At 64.9% G+C, this 16782-nt stretch carries 16 protein-coding genes; 6 read left to right on the forward strand and 10 right to left on the reverse strand.

Annotated elements, in window-relative coordinates; genetic code table 11:
* Positions 1-53: 53 nt before the first annotated feature.
* On the forward strand, positions 54-920 hold the full coding sequence (locus AB0J47_RS10780) for a helix-turn-helix domain-containing protein (protein WP_364343371.1): 867 nt from the start codon (positions 54-56) through the stop codon (positions 918-920).
* Between the two features lies 1 nt (position 921).
* Here AB0J47_RS10780 and AB0J47_RS10785 read toward each other — a convergent pair whose 3' ends face one another.
* From AB0J47_RS10785 to AB0J47_RS10820, 8 genes are all read right to left on the reverse strand, one after another.
* Positions 922-1917 carry a TAXI family TRAP transporter solute-binding subunit gene (locus AB0J47_RS10785; protein ID WP_364343374.1) on the reverse strand — a complete coding sequence of 332 codons (996 nt, stop codon included), beginning with the start codon at positions 1915-1917 and terminating at the stop codon, positions 922-924.
* Positions 1914-3977, reverse strand: a complete 2064-nt coding sequence (locus tag AB0J47_RS10790; RefSeq protein WP_364343377.1) for a TRAP transporter fused permease subunit — start codon at positions 3975-3977, stop codon at positions 1914-1916. The genes AB0J47_RS10785 and AB0J47_RS10790 overlap by 4 nt, the downstream gene beginning before the upstream one ends.
* Positions 3978-4063: 86 nt before the next feature.
* A complete protein-coding gene (locus tag AB0J47_RS10795) occupies positions 4064-4480 on the reverse strand; it encodes a nuclear transport factor 2 family protein (protein ID WP_364343380.1) in 417 nt (138 codons plus the stop codon).
* Between the two features lie 103 nt (positions 4481-4583).
* Positions 4584-5096, reverse strand: coding sequence for a hypothetical protein (locus AB0J47_RS10800; RefSeq protein ID WP_364343383.1), 513 nt, complete (start codon positions 5094-5096; stop codon positions 4584-4586).
* Between the two features lie 92 nt (positions 5097-5188).
* Positions 5189-5533, reverse strand: a complete 345-nt coding sequence (locus tag AB0J47_RS10805; protein ID WP_364343386.1) for a VOC family protein — start codon at positions 5531-5533, stop codon at positions 5189-5191.
* Complete coding sequence (locus AB0J47_RS10810; protein ID WP_364343389.1) at positions 5530-6477, reverse strand: alpha/beta hydrolase; 948 nt, start codon at positions 6475-6477, stop codon at positions 5530-5532. Before AB0J47_RS10810 ends, AB0J47_RS10805 begins: the two co-directional genes overlap by 4 nt.
* Positions 6478-6479: 2 nt before the next feature.
* Positions 6480-7265: a glucose 1-dehydrogenase gene (locus tag AB0J47_RS10815; RefSeq protein ID WP_364343392.1), complete on the reverse strand. Its 786-nt coding sequence runs from the start codon at positions 7263-7265 to the stop codon at positions 6480-6482.
* 1 nt (position 7266) lies between these two features.
* Entirely contained in the window at positions 7267-8427 is a 1161-nt protein-coding gene (locus AB0J47_RS10820) for an LLM class flavin-dependent oxidoreductase (RefSeq protein WP_364343395.1), read from the reverse strand.
* 213 nt (positions 8428-8640) lie between these two features.
* Between AB0J47_RS10820 and AB0J47_RS10825 the strand changes: the two genes are divergently transcribed.
* The 4 genes from AB0J47_RS10825 to AB0J47_RS10840 are packed head-to-tail and all read left to right on the forward strand — an operon-like array spanning position 8641 to position 12636.
* The gene (locus AB0J47_RS10825) at positions 8641-9378 is read left to right on the forward strand and encodes a glucose 1-dehydrogenase (protein WP_364343398.1); all 738 of its coding nucleotides are present in this window, start codon (positions 8641-8643) and stop codon (positions 9376-9378) included.
* 14 nt (positions 9379-9392) lie between these two features.
* Positions 9393-11072 carry a 3-oxosteroid 1-dehydrogenase gene (kstD, locus tag AB0J47_RS10830; RefSeq protein ID WP_364343401.1) on the forward strand — a complete coding sequence of 560 codons (1680 nt, stop codon included), beginning with the start codon at positions 9393-9395 and terminating at the stop codon, positions 11070-11072.
* 1 nt (position 11073) lies between these two features.
* On the forward strand, positions 11074-11805 hold the full coding sequence (locus AB0J47_RS10835) for a glucose 1-dehydrogenase (RefSeq protein ID WP_364343404.1): 732 nt from the start codon (positions 11074-11076) through the stop codon (positions 11803-11805).
* A gap of 15 nt (positions 11806-11820) precedes the next feature.
* The gene (locus tag AB0J47_RS10840; protein ID WP_364343407.1) at positions 11821-12636 is read left to right on the forward strand and encodes an SDR family NAD(P)-dependent oxidoreductase; all 816 of its coding nucleotides are present in this window, start codon (positions 11821-11823) and stop codon (positions 12634-12636) included.
* 65 nt (positions 12637-12701) lie between these two features.
* Here AB0J47_RS10840 and AB0J47_RS10845 read toward each other — a convergent pair whose 3' ends face one another.
* Positions 12702-13685 (reverse strand): YafY family protein, encoded by a 984-nt coding sequence (locus AB0J47_RS10845; RefSeq protein ID WP_364343410.1) that lies wholly within the window; start codon positions 13683-13685, stop codon positions 12702-12704.
* Between the two features lie 64 nt (positions 13686-13749).
* Here AB0J47_RS10845 and AB0J47_RS10850 point away from each other — a divergent pair, with 64 nt between their 5' ends.
* Positions 13750-16026 (forward strand): excinuclease ABC subunit UvrA, encoded by a 2277-nt coding sequence (locus AB0J47_RS10850; RefSeq protein WP_364343413.1) that lies wholly within the window; start codon positions 13750-13752, stop codon positions 16024-16026.
* Here AB0J47_RS10850 and AB0J47_RS10855 read toward each other — a convergent pair.
* Positions 15970-16710, reverse strand: coding sequence for a maleylpyruvate isomerase family mycothiol-dependent enzyme (locus AB0J47_RS10855; protein ID WP_364343416.1), 741 nt, complete (start codon positions 16708-16710; stop codon positions 15970-15972). The two genes, AB0J47_RS10850 and AB0J47_RS10855, sit on opposite strands and share 57 nt — an antisense overlap.
* Positions 16711-16782 lie beyond the last annotated feature (72 nt).

Raw genomic sequence — 16782 nt, forward strand, 5'->3', positions numbered from 1 at the left:
CGTAATATTCGTCATCGTAGAGCTGTCCTGTTGAACCGCACAAGGGGTTGCAAATGTCCGACCGGTCCCCCTCCCCGCCGACCCGCCGGGTCATCGATATCGTGTCGCTGCTCGCCGCGACACCGGAGCCGATCAGCGTCGCGGGCATCGCGGACCGGCTCGATATCGCCCGCGCGACCGCAACAGCGATTTTGGCCGAACTGGATTCGGCGGGCTGGGTTCGACGCGACTCGAGCCGCGGATACAGGCTCGGTCCGAGACTGGCGAATCTGCACGGCCCCGCCCTGCCGCACGCACTCGGCGATATCCTCGCCGAACTCACCGCCCGAACCGGCTACGGCGCGACATTGAGTCGCATAGAGCCCGATCACCTCACGGTGCTCGAGGTGCGCCACGGGCCCGAACGCGTCGTCCCAGGCATCCCCGTCGGCCATCGCATCCCGATGCAGTTTCCGGCCGGGGCAAGCGTTATGCCGTGGCGTTCGGCGACCGAGCAGAACACCTGGCTGGCCACCGCACCCGACTCCGACCGCCGCATCGCCAGCGGACTGCTCACCCTCGTGCGCGATCGTGGCGTTGCGCTGTTCCGTCCACGCACCGACGATGCGGGCACAGTCGAACTCCTCGCCGACCTACTGAGTGCGATGGGGACCGAACTCGTACAACCGCACCTGCGCACGCGGGCCCTACGCCGCCTCGCATTTCTCACCTCGCGGCCATTCACCAAGGCCGAACTCGACTCCGATGCCGAACTCCCGCTGAGTTACCTCGCCGCACCGGTTTTCGATGCGAAAGGTACGGCAGCGTATGAAGTCCAATCGGGGCCGCTGCGGGCATCGACCACCAAATCCGAGCGCGACGAATTCATATCCGCCACAGTCGATATCGCGCGGTCGTTAACGGAAGCATTGGCATCATGAGCTATTTCGTCAAGGCGTACGCCGCACCGCGATGCAAGGGCACCGGAGCCGTAATCGTCGCGGAATCGCGGCTGATCCCTTTCGCAGCCGAATTGGCCTGCTCCAGTTGGGGTTTGCGATCGAACAGCGTCCTGGTCAGGACGCACGCCAGATTCGCGTCCAGATCATCGCGCACCAGCAACAGATTCGGCACGACAATGGTCTTCACATCGGCGGACAGCCCGTAGACGGTGGCCGGGATCGTGCCCTCCTCGTAGACCGAATTCACCGCGTGCATACTGCCGGTGAGTTCGGGGATATCGAGGAAACGCACCTTGCCGTTGGCGGAGGTCAATAGATCGGTGATACCGGGTGTCGGCAGGCCGCCGGAGAAGAACATGGCGTCGATGGAGCCGTCCTTCATACCGTCCACCGTCTTGGTGAGATCCAAGCGCTGGGCCTCGATATCGTTGTCCGGGTTCAAGCCCGCGGCCTGCAGTATCCGCTGGGCGATTACCTCGGTGCCGGACTTCGGCGAGCCGGTGGAGACCCGCTTACCGCGCAGATCCGCGACCGATTCGATATCGGCGCCGGTGCGCACGATCACCTGGGTGTAATTCGGGTACAGCCGCGAAAGTGCCTGCACCGGTTGCTTTTTCCCGTCGAAGCCAGCATTGCCGAGCACCGCGTCGGCGGCGGTATCGGCGAGGGAGAATGCGACCTGATAGGTGCCTGCCACCAATTGCTGGATATTCTGCACCGACGCACCGGTTTCGGCCGCGGTCGCCTTCACCTTGCCGCCGGTGGCCTGCGAAATCTGGTCGGCGTAGGCATTGCCGAGGGCGAAGTACACGCCGGTCGAATTGCCCGTCGCGATGCCGACGCGGGTGTCGCTGTCGACCTCGCAGGTGACCTCCCCGCCGGTGTCGGACTGCGGTGTGTCGCGGCGGCCCCCACATCCGGTCAGCAATCCGGCCGACACCATGGCGACGGCGAGTCCTATGGCAACTCTTCTCAAGTCGTCCTCCTTCGTGAGAGCAGCGTTACCCCGACGGCCGCGGTCAGCGCGGCCAGACCAACGACGAGCGCGCCGGGTTCCAGGTACAGCAGCGCCAGTCCGGCCACCGCGGCGAGCAGCCGGGCCGGGAGTCCGGCCGGGCCGATGCCGAGGATCCAGCCGCCGGTCGCGGCGGCTAGCGCCGCGACGCCGACCCCGGCCACGATCGTCGTCCACAGCACACCGAGCACGGGCCCGTGCCCGAGCAGATACTCGCCGGGGCCGCTGAGCACGAACACGATCGGTACCAGGAAGGCGGGCAGCGCGTACTTCAATGCCTGCCACATGGTCGGCACCGCGCGCGCACCGGTGATGGCCGCCGCGCCCACCGCGGCCAGCGCCGTCGGTGGCGTCACCTCCGACAGCACCGAGTAGTAGAAGACGAACATCGCTGAGGCGGGCGGGGATACATCGAGCGCGAGCAGGGCGGGACCGATGATCGCCCAGCCGATGATGAACGACGCGGTCACCGGAACCGCGAGCCCGAGCAGCGCGAGTGCGAGCGCGGCGAGCACCACGGTGCACGCCAACACCACGGTGTGGTTGTCCGACAATGCCTTTCCCGCACTCACCAGCAGTGATGCCAGCTGCGCGCCGAGGCCCGTTTTGGTGGCGATGGCGGTGATCACCCCCGCCGATGTGCACACCGCGACCACCGGCAGCGCCGAACGCACACCGCTGCCGATCATTTGGAAGATCCGTCGCGGTGATCGAGCCTCGGCGCGAATGCGCGAATCGACGAAGGCGAGCACGAAAGCCAGTGCGGTGGCGTACACCACGGCGCGCGCGGCACTCAGGCCGATCAGCAGCAGCACCACGATCGCGATCAAAGACAGGAAGTGGTAACCGAATCGGGCCAGCAGCCGCCACACCGAGGTGGTGCTCATCTCCACCGACTCGGCACCGAGCCGGCGCGCATCGATCTCCACCGCGAGCAGAATTCCCAAGTAGTACAGCAGCGTCGGGATCATTGCCCACCCGAGCACCGTCACATAGGAGACATCGAGATATTCGGCGACGATGAAGGCGGCGACACCGAGCGTCGGCGGTGACAGGATCGCACCGACACCTGCCGCGGCAAGCACACCGGCCGCCTGTTCGGGCGGATATCCGGCGCGACGCAGGATCGGCCAGGTGACCGCGCCGACCGTCACCGCGGTCGCGGTGCCCGATCCGGAGACGGTGCCCAGCAGGAATCCCGATGCCACGGTGGTGCGTCCGGCCGCGCCGCGCGAGCGCCGGAATGCCGCGACCGACAGATCGACGAAGAACTGTGCCGCACCGGAGAATTCGAGTACGGCGCCGTAGAGGGTGAACAGCACGATGTAGCTGGCCGCGACATCCAGTGGCGTGCCGTAGAACCCGCTACCGGAGTTGTAGAGCGCATCGATGATCTGTCCGAAGTCGAGTCCGGCATGCGCGATGGTCCATTGCTGTGGCAGGTACCCGCCGTAGTAGCCGTAGGCGAGGAACGCCATGCACACCGCGGGCAACATCCAGCCAGTGGTGCGCCGACAGGCCTCGAGCACCAAGACCAACAGCACCGTGCCCATGGCGGTGTCGACCGGATCGAATAGACCCTGCCGATCCAGGAATGCGTTGTATCCGCCCCCGCCGGACCCGATCGCCATCGGCAGCACCGGATACAGGCACACCATCAGCGCGACCACCGCCAGCAACCAGTCGAGCCGACCAGGACCATTCCATCGATCGAACCATCGCAGCCCGGACCGATAGGCCAGGAACACCACCGGCAATGTCCCGGCGAGGAAGATCACCAGGTAGTACTGGCTCCCCTGCGCCAGCGGCCGAAAGACCTGCCACAGCACCAGCAACGCGACCGCGAACGCGACCGTCGCCAGCACCCACTCGGCCCATCCGCGCAATATCCGCGCGGGCTTCTCCTCGTCGTCGACCTCGATCTTGCCCGGCCCTGCCCGGTCCGGACCGCCCCGGGGCCGCACGGCGTGGCGGTCGGCGGGAGGCTCGGCTGCTAGATGAGCGTCCCGCATGTCCGACATTGCGCGACCATATCAACGCACGACCGTCCGTATACGGCTAACAAACATGTAGCCGAGAAAAGTAGAAAAGCGGTCGGTTTGTCGCCCTAAGTCGACCTGGTCGCCCGACCACCCAGCGGCACCTTGTGCGCGATCAACCGGCGATACGAGATGCGCCAGCCGGTTGCTCCGCGCACGACCGTATCGTCGTATTCGATGCTTCCGCTGGTCCCATCGGCATAGATCCCGATCCCCTTCGACCGCACCCGAACCGCACCGCCCACCTCGGCGATGACCACGTTCGTAATGTGATGCCCGACCGGATTTCCATTGCCGAGGGCGACCGCGGCCTCCTGCAGCGCCGGAATTCCGCGTAGCTCACCGGCCCCGAAATCACTGAGGTCGTAGATGATTTCAGCGGTGAACAGCTCATCCATCCGATCGAGCTCACCCGCATCCATCAGATGACCGTGCAGCGCGATCAGATCACCGATCTCGAACCGATCCTGCGCCGATAACGCCATGTAAGCCTCCTGCCGCCCCACTTTCCTGCCGAAGATGAGGCCTGGTCCGGTTATCCGCGACTGTAACGGACGAGTGATCGCTTACGCCGCTGCTTTATCCGGGCTATGCGGGTGTGGCGGTCCGTGCCGATGGGCGGCGCTTCATGATCCAGCGCAGGAAATTGACCCATGGGGACGGGCGGGCCGGGGTGACGGGCGGGTGGCCGAGGGAGACCGCGGTTCGGTCGAGTAGTGCCTCGATCATCGCGTCGTGGATCCAGCGGATGGCCAGGGGCCACAGCAGGTAGCCGATACCGCGCAGGCGGCAGTCGATCTCGTGGCGCAGGATGCTGCTGTCCGGCCACCGGCCGTCCAACACGTCGAGGCTGTGCGTGCCGACCAGGAAGGATCCGGGCGCGAGGGTGAACTCGATGCGGCGGCCCGGTATCCACTCGGTACAGCGATACCGGATGACTCCGTGTCCACCGTCGGCACCCACCCCGAGTGGCCGGTCGAGGACCAGCGCGGGCCAGCCGGGCGGCCACACCGGACTGTCCGGCTCGGCGGCCCTGGCGAGCAATGCGCCGAGCTGATCCGTAGGCACCGGGTATTCCCGCTGGTGGACATTTCGCACCATGCCCCAACCTCCATTCGCTACCGTATGGAACACTGCCCATACGGTAGCGTATGGAAGTCGGCGCGCGATGTTATCCGAGCCACACGGGGCAGTTATCCGACAGAGGGCTCGTACACGACGATCGCCCACGGGGATTCGCGGGACGGGCGGACCGAGGTACGCCGTTCGTGCCGACCGGTCACCGGATCGTCGGCCGGAAATCCAGCGGCGCGCAGGCGCGCGAGGGTCGCGTCCAGGTCCCCGACTTTGACGGCGAGCGACGGGATATCGCGTTCATCGGCACCGGCGAGCATGACCCGGGTCGGGCCGATATCGAATTGCGCCCATCGATCACCGTCGACGAATGTTGCGGTCGTGCCGAGTACCGCGGTGAGTAGATCTATTGCGGCGGCGAGATTCTCGGCAGGGAATATGGTGCCGATACGTTCGACGGTCATGGCTTCTCCAATGCTCGGCGCACAGCCGAAAAGGCTTGGTCGGCGGCATCTTTCGCATCAGACAGGTTGTCGGCCATGCTGAAGAAACCGTGGAATTGCCCGTCGTAACGGATCGTGACGGTCTCGACTCCCGCATCCCGCAGCCGCCGCCCGTAGGCCTCGCCCTCATCGCGGAGTGGATCGAATTCGGCGGTGATGATGTAGGCGGTCGGGAGGCCGGACAGGTCCGTCGCACGCGGCGGTGCGGCGTACGGGTTCTCGGCATCGGCGTCCGAGGCGAGGTATTGCTCCCAATACCAGCGCAAATGGTCGTCGGTGACGAAGTAACCGCTGGCATTCTCCCGATAGGAGGCGGTGTCACGGGCCGGATCGAGCATCGGGTAGATGAGCAATTGATGGGCGATGGCCGGGCCATTGTGATCCCGAGCCATCAGTGCTGTCACGGCGGCGAGGTTGCCACCGGAACTGTCACCGGCCACCGCGATGCGAGCGGGATCGCCGCCGAACGAAGCCGCTTGGGTCGCAATCCATTTCAGGACGATGAACGCATCTTCGGCGGCGGCCGGGAACCTATTTTCGGGAGCCTGCCGGTAGTCGACCGATACCACGATCGCACTGACACTATTGCTCATCGCACGACACAGCTGATCGTGGCTGTCCAGACCACAGATCACGAAACCGCCGCCATGGCAGAACAGCACGACCGGCAGGTCGGCACCGGGCGCAGCGGGCCAATACATACGGACCCGAACCTGCTGCGCTCCAACAGGTCCCGGTACCAGGCGCTCCTCGACCCGCCCTACCGGAATCGGATCGACCTGGGCCGCCGGACGCGCGGCAAGTATCCGACGCGCCTCGACGGCATCGAGCACTTCAGTGCCCAGCGCGGGAAACGCCGCCGCGGCGAGATCGACGATCACCTGCGCTTCGGGCTTCAGCGGCATGCCTATCCCTCGCCCACGGCTTCGACCGGCGGCAGCGCGTCCGGGGGAATGAACTGTCCCGCCGACAATCCGCCGTCGATGGCCAATTCCGCACCGGTGATGAACGCCGCGGAATCGGAAGCGAGGAATACCACCAAATCCGCTACCTCCGAGGGCAATCCGACGCGACCGAGGGGTAGCGAGGGAAAGCTGCCGGCACCGGTGCTCAGCCCGAGATGCCCGATCATCGGTGTCGCGATCGGACCCGGATGCACCGAGTTGACCCGGATTCCGAGCGGTCCCAACTCGAGTGCGGCCGTCTTCGTCAACCCGCGCAGCGCCCATTTGGACGCACCATAAGCGGAATGTCCCATCAGCCCCTGCAATCCGGCCTGCGAGGAGATATTCACGATCGAGCCGCCCGCCGCCCGCATCGGATCCACGACGGCCTGGATGCCGAGGAACGAGCCGATCAGGTTGATACGCAGAATGCGTTCGAGTTCGGCGGCGGAGGTTTCGATAAGCGGTTTGGCGGTGTAGATCGCCGCATTGTTCACCAGCACATCGATGCCGCCGAATTCGACGATCGCGGTCTCGACGGCGACGGCCCAGTCGGTGGCGCTGCTGACATCGTGAGTGACGAAACGGGCGCAATCACCGATGGATTCGGCAACTGCTTTGCCCTCGGGTTCCAGCACATCGGTGAGGACGACACGTGCGCCAGCGGCGGCGAACAGGCGCGCTTCCTGCTCGCCTTGGCCACGTGCGGCGCCGGTGATGAGGGCGACTTTGCCAGTGAGGTCGATCATCTCAAGCTCCTACGAATTCGGTTGTCTCAGCACGCTCCGCTGCCCTGAAGTGCGGAATGACCTTCTCGCCCCAGTGCCGAATGGTCTCCAGACATGCCTGCTGCGGCACCGTTCCCATCTGGATCAGGCACAGGATCTCGTCGGCACCGGCCGCCTGCAGCCGCTCGACATACGCGATGGCGTCCTCGGGGCTGCCGTACGCGTGCTCGGCATTGAAAACCGAAGTGGCCCCGGCCTTCACCGGAATCTTCGCCTCGTGCAGATACGCCACATGCTCATCGGCGGCCTCACGAATCTTGGCCACCTCGTCCACCGTCGGATCGATGGCCTCGTCCGGCACCGGACCCGCGCCGTACCAGTGCTTGATGGACTGCGCGAAGAACCGCTGCCCACGCGCGCCGATCTGCTGCGCCTTCTCCCGGTCGTCGAGCACGATCGTCGGGCACAGGGCCGCGAAGTGATCGTTGACGACCGTGGAGACGAACTTCTCCCCTGTCCGCTCGGCAATCGCCGCGTCATAGGTGCGGCGCAGTTCGGCGATCTCCTCGACACCTGCGAAACCCAGTACCAACGCGCCGATTCCGTAGTCGGCGGCCAGTTTCAGCGTGTCCTTCTTGGTGCACGCCATGAACAGCGGCGGATGCGGCAGCTGCACCGGACGCGGCAGCATCGGATGCGGATCGATATCGAGCAGCTCACCGTGCCATTCGAATTCGCCCTCCGGATCCTGCCAGGCCTTGCCGATAATGCGCAGCGACTCCTCGACCTCCTGATAGGTGCGGTCGGGATCGACACCGCACATCGAGGTTTCCTGCGGGGTGGCCCCGCGCCCCGCACCGAGATTCACCCGCCCGTTGGAGAGCACATCGAGCATGGCCGCGCGTTCGGCCGCGCGCACCGGGTGATTGAAGTTGAACGGCATGCACACCACACCGTGGCCGATGCGGATCCGCTCGGTCCGCGCGGCCACCCAGGTCAGGAAGATCTCCGGGGCGCTCATGTGCGCGTACCACTTCAAGCCGTGATGTTCGACCGCCCAGACAGTGTCGAATCCCATCTCCTCGGCCAGTACCGCCTGCTCGACACAGTCACGCAATACCTGCCTTTCGTGATCGGCCGACGGGTCGGTCATTTGCGCCTCGAAGATCATCGAGAACTTCATGCATTGCCTCCATCTGTTCTTCCCACCCCACCGGCTCCGCCGGCTGTCCATCCCCAATTCGATATGCCTAGTAGAAATATTTCCGATGCTCTTGTTGAGGTCAGGTGCATGTCTCGGTGGATGGGACTATTCCGGTTCGCGCCGTCCGCGCGCCCATAGCGTCGAGATCGCACACGGCGTTCGAACCAACGCCGGAGAAAGGACGGACCTGACGTGGGTCGACTCGATGACAAGGTCGCGCTGATCACCGGCGCCGCGCGCGGGATGGGCGCCGAACATGTCCGCCGCTTCATTGCCGAGGGTGCGCGGGTGGTATTCGGCGATGTCCTCGACGAACAGGGCGAACAGTTGGCCGCCGAAACCGGTGCACGCTATCTGCACCACGATGTGACCAGCGAGGCGGACTGGGCAGCCGCGGTGCGGACCGCGGTGCAGGAGTTCGGCAGGCTCGATGTGCTCGTCAACAATGCCGGCCTGCTGCGGTTCCAGCGCATCGCCGAGATGAGCCTGGCCGATTTCACCACGATCATGACGGTGAACGTCACCGGCACCTGGCTCGGCATCAAATCCGCCGCGCCCGCGATGACCGGCGGTGGCGCGATAGTGAATATCTCCTCGGTGGAGGGATTCGTCGGTGCCGCAGGCCTATCGGCCTACAGCGCAAGCAAATTCGCCATTCGCGGACTGACCAAATCGGCCGCGCGCGAGCTCGGTGCGATCGGAATCCGGGTCAACTCCATCCATCCCGGTGGTATCGCTACGCCGATGACGGCGGCGGCGGGTTCGGGCGTCGACGGCAATACCTTCTTCGCCGGATTGCCGATTCCGCGCTGGGGACAGCCCGGTGAGGTCTCTGAGGCGGCCGTCTTCCTGGCCTCGGATGCCGCGAGTTATTGCACCGGAACCGAGGTCGTCATCGACGGCGGCATGCTCACCGGCGCCGGTTACTAGGGAAAGGGAGCCAGATGTCCGAGGAATACACCTACGACGTGGTGGTCGTCGGCTCGGGTGCGGCGGGGATGACCGCCGCACTCACCGCCGCCTATCGCGGGCTTTCGGTGGTGCTGATCGAGAAGAGTGGCAGCTTCGGCGGTTCCACCGCGCGTTCCGGCGGTGGTGTATGGATTCCGAACAATCCGGTGCTGGTCCGCGAGGGCGTGCCCGACAGTCCGGATCTCGCCCGGGTCTATCTGAAATCCGTTGTCGGCGATCGTGTTCCGCAGGCCAAACAGGACGCATTCCTCGACAACGGCCCGCGCATGATGACCTATCTCGGCGCACGCACCAACCATCTACAATTCGTCTACGACCGCGGCTATTCCGACTACCACCCGGAACTGCCCGGTGGCCTCGCGCAGGGCCGCAGCATCGAACCGGCGATTATCGATGGCCGCCTGCTCGGCGAGGATCTGGAGCTGATCAACCGGCCGACCATGTCCGGGCCGAAGGGAATCGCATTCACCGTCAGCGATTTCCACGATCTGAATATGATCGCGCGGACCTGGAAGGGTAAGCGCACCGCGATGAAGGTCGGGGCCAAGGCGGTGCTGAACCGGATCCGGGGACGGCAGCCGCTGAGCCTCGGCAAGGCGCTGGTGGCCCGGCTGTGGTTGGCGCTGCGCGACGCGGGCGTGCCGGTCTGGCTGAACACGCCGCTCACCGAGCTGATTACCACCGACGATGCGGTGGTCGGAGTGCGCGCCGAGCGCGATGGTGCACCGATCGTCATCCGTGCGCGGCGCGGTGTGGTGCTCGCCGCTGGCGGTTTCGAGCACAACCTGGAGATGCGTAAACAGTTCTTCACCGCGCCGGTCAGTACCGATTGGACCGTCGGCGCGACCGAGAACGTCGGTGACGGCATCCGGGCCGGTGAAAAGCTCGGCGCCGCACTGGATCTGATGGACGATGCCTGGTGGGGACCGTCGGTGCGCAATCCGGACGGGCCGCCGTTCTTCTGCCTGGCCGAGCGATCCCAGCCCGGCGCGATCATGGTCAACGATGCGGGCGAGCGGTTCACCAATGAATCGGCCAGCTATGTCGATGTGGTGCACACCATGTACCAGCGACACGCTACCGGTGTGGGGCACGTGCCAGCGCACTTCATCATGGATCAGCGCTTCCGCGATCGATACCTGTTCCTCGGCACCTTCCCGAAACAGGCCATCCCGCAGAAGTATTTCGATGCCGGGATCATCAAGAAAGCCGATACCCTCGCCGAACTCGCCACCAAGATCGGAGTTCCGGCCGATTCCTTGATCGCCACGGTGCAGCGGTTCAACGGTTTCGCACGTGCCGGGCGAGACGATGACTTCCATCGCGGTGAATCCGCTTACGACCGCTATTACGGCGACCCCACTGTGCAACCGAATCCCTGTCTGGCACCAATCGATAAAGGGCCGTTCTACGCGGTTGAGATGGTGCCCGGCGATCTCGGCACCAAGGGCGGCCTGGCCACCGACGAACATTCCCGGGTGCTGCGCGAAGACGGCGCGCCCATCGCCGGACTGTATGCGGCGGGCAATAATTCGGCCGCCGTGATGGGCAACAGTTACGCGGGCGCGGGCGCGACAATCGGGCCCGCCATGGTGTTCGGCTATATCGCGGCAAATCACATCGCCGATCTCGAAATCCGAGCGGGAGCATGACGTGGACAGGGTAAGCGGCAAGACGATCATCGTGACCGGTGGTGCGCGCGGTATGGGCGCGGCATTCGCCCGTCGGCTGGTCAGCGAGGGCGCATCGGTGATCGTTGCGGATGTGCTCGCCGACGAGGGCAAGGCGGTGGCCTCCGAACTCGGCGATCAGGCCATGTTCTGTCCCCTCGACGTCACCGACGAATCTGCCTGGGCCGCATTGATTGCCGAGACGGAGCACACCTTCGGCCCCGTCTCCGGACTGGTCAACAATGCGGGCATCGTGCACGTCGACCCGATCGAGCGGCTCGCCGAGGCGGATTACCGCCGGGTGATCGATGTGAACCAGGTCGGGGTGTTTCTCGGCATGAAAGCCGTTGTGCCGTCGATGCGCCGGGCGGGCGGTGGCTCGATCGTCAATATCTCCTCGATCGGCGGCATCATCGCATTCAGCAATATCCTCGGCTACGTCGCCTCCAAATGGGCCGTGCGTGGGATGACCAAGGCCGCCGCCCAGGAGTTCGGCGCCGACGGCATCCGGGTCAACTCGGTACATCCCGGCGTGGTGGCCACCGAAATGACCGCCGACTCCGATCGCTCGCACTCGATGGTGCATGACCAGCCCCTGCCCCGCGCCGCGGCACCGGGTGAGCTGGCCAATCTTGTGCTGTTCCTCATCTCCGATGAGGCAAGTTTCTGTACGGGCTCCGAATTCGTCGCCGACGGCGGCTACACCACCAAATGACCAAGGACAGCTGCTGTGAAGAACTTTGAGGACAAGGTCGTCGTCATTACCGGCGCGGGCGCGGGCATCGGCCGCGCGCTCGCGCTCGAACTCGCCGGCCACGGCGCGCGGCTGGCATTGTCCGGCCGAAACCTTGCCAATGTCACCGAAACCGCCGCGTTGTGCGAGAAAGCGGGTGCCAAGGCACGGGCCTACAAACTGGACGTCACCGATCGCGGCGCCGTCTACGCCCACGCCGATGAGGTCCGATCCGACTTCGGCCCGGCCAATCTCGTGGTCAACAATGCGGGCGTCTCCCTCACCGCGAATATCGAGGAGCTGACCTGGGAAGACTTCGAGTGGATCGTCGATATCAACTTCTGGGGCGTCATGTACGGCACGAAAGCTTTTCTGCCACAGGTGATCGCCTCGGGCGACGGTCATATAGCCAACGTCTCCAGCATGTTCGGCCTAGCCGCCTGCCCGAGCCAAGCCGCATACAATGCGACCAAATTCGGCATCCGTGGCTTCACCGACGCGCTGCGTCAGGAGATGAAGATAGCGGGCCACCCGGTCGGGGTCAGCAGTGTCCATCCCGGCATGATCAAAACCGAAATCGCCTGGAAGGCCCGCACGGGCGGCGACCGCGACCGCGACGCCTTGGCCGCCAACTTCGACAGACTGGCCAAGACGACACCCGAATCCGCGGCGAAGACCATCCTGCGCGGGATCCGAAAGGATAAGGCCAAGATCCTCATCGGCGCCGATGCCCGCGTAATCGATTTGTTGCCAAGGATCTTCGGTTCGGGTTACCAGCGCATCATCACCGCCCAGATGCGAAACGAGGTGTAGATCGGGCGGCACTTGTCGATGGTGAACCCGCGGTTCCCGCACTATGTCGCTGATCGCATTCGGCATCATTTTCCGCATTCAGATGAATCCGCTCCGGCGGCGCGCAGTAGTTTCGCGCCGAGATCGGCCAGCATTTCCGCCATCTCCGGCGGTTCTCTGACCTCGAATTCCAGGCCCAGGTGGGCGATGCGCACGGCGGTCCATTCCAGTGAATCGGCGGTGGTGCGGAGCAGGCAGGATTTCTCGTCGATGGGCTCGATTTCCTCGGGGCGGACCCGAAAGGTTTCGATCAGCTGCGGGGCCGGGGCGTGGACGAGGAACACGACTCGGCGCAGCGGGCGGGATCGGGCCAGCGACCGGGTGACGAACGCAGCAGCGTCTTCGGTGGGCAATTGCCTTGGGGCACTATGTGTTCCGATCGGTCGCGGAGAATCGATGCGGTCTACGCGAAAGGTGCGCCAGTCGGTGCGGTCGATATCCCAAGCGACCAGATACCAGCGGCGGCCCGCGGAGACAAGGCTGTGCGGTTCGGTCAGTCGGCGAGTCTCGGTGTCGCCTTTATCGCGGTAGCGGAAGCGGGTGCGTTCGCGGTCACGGCAGGCGGCGGCCAGGACGACAAGGGTTTCCGGGTCGACCATCGGTCCAGCGGCGGGGCCTGCTAGCGACACCGTTGCCGACCGTACCGCCTCGACTCGGCGGCGCAGTCGGGCGGGCAGCACCTGTTGCAGCTTGACCAGCGCCCGCGCCGATGACTCGTCGATACCCTCGACCGCGCCCAGCGCCGCATTGCGCAGTCCGAGCGTGATCGCGACGGCCTCTTCGTCGTCGAGCAGCAACGGCGGCAGTGCGGTCCCGGCCTCCAGGCGGTAGCCGCCGATCGAACCGAGGCTGGCATACACCGGATATTCCAGTTCCCGCAGCCGCTCGATATCGCGGCGCACCGTCCGGACCGTCACGCCGAGGCGTTCGGCCAGCTCGGGGCCGGTCCATTCGCGGCGGGTCTGCAACAGGGCGAGCAGTTGCAGCAGGCGGGCGGCGGTTTCGGTCACAGCCTCGAAGTATCCGCCGCAATGAGGACCAAACCTGACCTCATTGGCACCTACCGTGGCGATTGTGAACGCAGACCGAGACACCATCCAGATCATCGGGGCCCGCGCCAACAACCTGCGCAATATCTCCGTGGCCATCCCCAAAGGCAAGATCGTCGTCTTCACCGGCGTATCCGGATCGGGCAAATCGTCGGTGGTCTTCGGCACCGTGGCCGTCGAATCGCAGCGTCAGCTCAATGAGACCTTCACCTGGTTCATCCGCAATCGACTGCCCAAATACGAGCGGCCCGAGGCCGATGTGATCGACAATCTGGCCCCCGCGGTGGTGGTCGACCAGAAGCCCATCGGCGGAAATTCCCGCTCCACCGTCGGCACCATGACCGATATCCACTCCATAATTCGGGTGCTGTTCTCGCGGTACAGCGAGCCGAGTGCCGGTGAAGCGACCCGCTATTCGTTCAACGACCCGTTGGGCATGTGTCCGGAGTGCGGCGGGCTGGGCCGAGTAGTGCGGCCGGATCTGGACAAGTTGCTCGACACCGCCAAATCACTCAACGAGGGTGCCATCAACTTTCCGCCGTTCGCGGTGGGGACATTTCAGTGGCAGATCTACGCCGAGTCCGGACTCTTCGATCCGGACAAGCCGTTACGTGACTTCGCCCCGGATGACTGGCAGTTGTTCCTGCGCGGCAAGGGATTCCGGGTGCCGCGCCCGAACAAGACCGGTTCGATGGGCAGCAATGCCTATGAGGGACTGTTGGAGCGCTTCGACCGGCTCTACATCAAACGCGACCTCGGTGCGCTGAGCGACAAGATCCGCGCGGCGGCGATGGAAGTGGTACACGCGCAGACCTGTCCGGAATGCGGTGGCGCACGGTTGAATTCCGCCGCGCTGGCGAGCCGGATCAATGGATTCGGCATCGCCGACTTCGGCCGCATGGAGGTGTCCGATCTCATCGAAGTGCTCGGCGAGCTCGATGAGACCGCCGCCGCCTTGATCGCCGATGCGGCCATTGCCCGGTTGCGCCGGATCGAGGAGGTGGGGCTCGGCTATCTCTCGCTGGATCGCGAGACATCCACGCTTTCCGGCGGAGAAGCACAGCGTCTCAAGGTCGTTCGGCATCTCGGCTCCAGCCTCACCAGCATGACCTATATTTTCGACGAACCCAGCGTCGGCATGCATCCGCGCGATATCAGCCGTTTGAACAAGTTGCTGATCCAGTTGCGCGACAAGGGAAATACAGTGCTGGTGGTCGAACATTCCCCCGATGTCATCGCCGTCGCGGACCACATCGTGGATATGGGGCCCGGCGCGGGCGGACACGGTGGTCAGGTCATCTTCCAGGGCACCGTCGAAAAGTTGCGCACGTCGGGCACCTCGACCGGTGAGCGGCTACGGCGGGTGCAACAAGTCAAAAGCGTGAGCCGCACTCCGACCGGCTGGCTCACGGTCACCGGCGCGGATTCGTACAACCTGAAGAATCTCACCGCACGGTTCCCCGTCGGCGTGCTCACCACGGTCACGGGTGTGGCGGGTTCGGGCAAGAGCACGTTGGTATCTGGTGCATTCGCGCATGCTTACCCGCAAGCGATCGCGGTGGACCAGTCCGCCATCGCCGCCTCCCGACGCTCGAGCCCCGCCACTTACACCGGCATCATGGACCCGATGCGGCAGGTGTTCGCAAAGGAGCACGGCGTCAAGCCGGGACTGTTCAGCTTCAATTCCGCGGGCGCATGCGCCGAATGTGGTGGTGCGGGCGTCATTTTCACCGATCTCGCCTATATGGACCCGATCACCACGGTGTGCCAGAGCTGTCACGGACGCCGCTATCGTCGCGAAGTGCTGGGCTATACCGTGCGCGGTGCATCCATTGCCGACGTGTTGGATATGACCGCGGAGCAGGCCATCGACTTCTGGAATGGCAATGCGGGCAGCAAGATTCGCACTCCGCTGCGGGCGCTGAACGAGGTCGGTCTCGGCTATCTGACGCTCGGTCGCTCGCTGAGTTCACTCTCCGGCGGTGAACGTCAACGCATCAAACTCGCCGACCACCTGCATCGCAGCGGCGGCATCTACGTACTCGACGAGCCGACCACCGGACTGCACATGGCCGATGTCGAGGCCCTGATCGCCCTGCTGGACCGGCTGGTCGACGCGGGCAATACGGTCATCGTCATCGAACACGATCTCGAGGTCGTCAAACGGGCCGACTGGGTGATCGATCTCGGACCGGACGGCGGCAAGCACGGCGGCGAAATCGTCTTCACCGGAACACCTTCGGCGCTACTCGACGATCAGCGCTCCATCACCGCCGACTATCTGCGGCGCAGCGTCGCATGACACCCGGCCGCGGCCCCTCGACGTGACCATGCCCCCGCGGACCAGATTTCGATACGACAACCGCATCCAGAGCTTGCCGACACCGGCACCGGACAAGCGCGGCATGACAACCGAGCGACCCGTCGTCAGCAACAGCAGGTCGGCGATGCGGCCACGTACCTCGTCACCGGCGCCGACCGCCCAGTCGGCGTCGGTCGCGACGAGCCGGAATCCCTCGAGCCGGTGCTTCGCCCAGAACGGCCACCCCATCGTCCACACCCGAGTGGCCGCCGTCACCGCGGCTTCGATCGGGAGGTCGACCTGCCTGCACGTCGGGATCGCGATGTCCTGCCCGTGCACCATGATGCCGTAGAGGATATTGCGATAATTGGTGACCGCCGGCAACTTTCGCGATGCGGCATGCGCTCGGATTTCGGCTACAAGATCATGCCCCGCCTCAGCGTAGCGGACGGACACATCGTGATTCAGCCGATGGAACCGCCCCCGCGCCCGCAGCCCTTCGCGAACCATACCGACCGGGCCGGGCGGCTGCGGTGCCAACGCGATATGCGCGGCCACATCCCGAACCCGCCAGCCCGCACACAGCGACGGCAGCTCCCACTCATTCGGCGCGAGGTCGTCGAGCACGTCGGCGACGGCACGTCGTTGCTGCTCGATGACCCGCCACTGCGCATCCCGGTCCATATCGGCCTCCGATACAATTTAGTCAGTGTCACTGACTACTATAGTCAGATAGACTGACCAAATCAAGATTGT

The sequence above is a fragment of the Nocardia sp. NPDC049737 genome (assembly GCF_040674755.1).
Lineage (GTDB): Bacteria > Actinomycetota > Actinomycetes > Mycobacteriales > Mycobacteriaceae > Nocardia.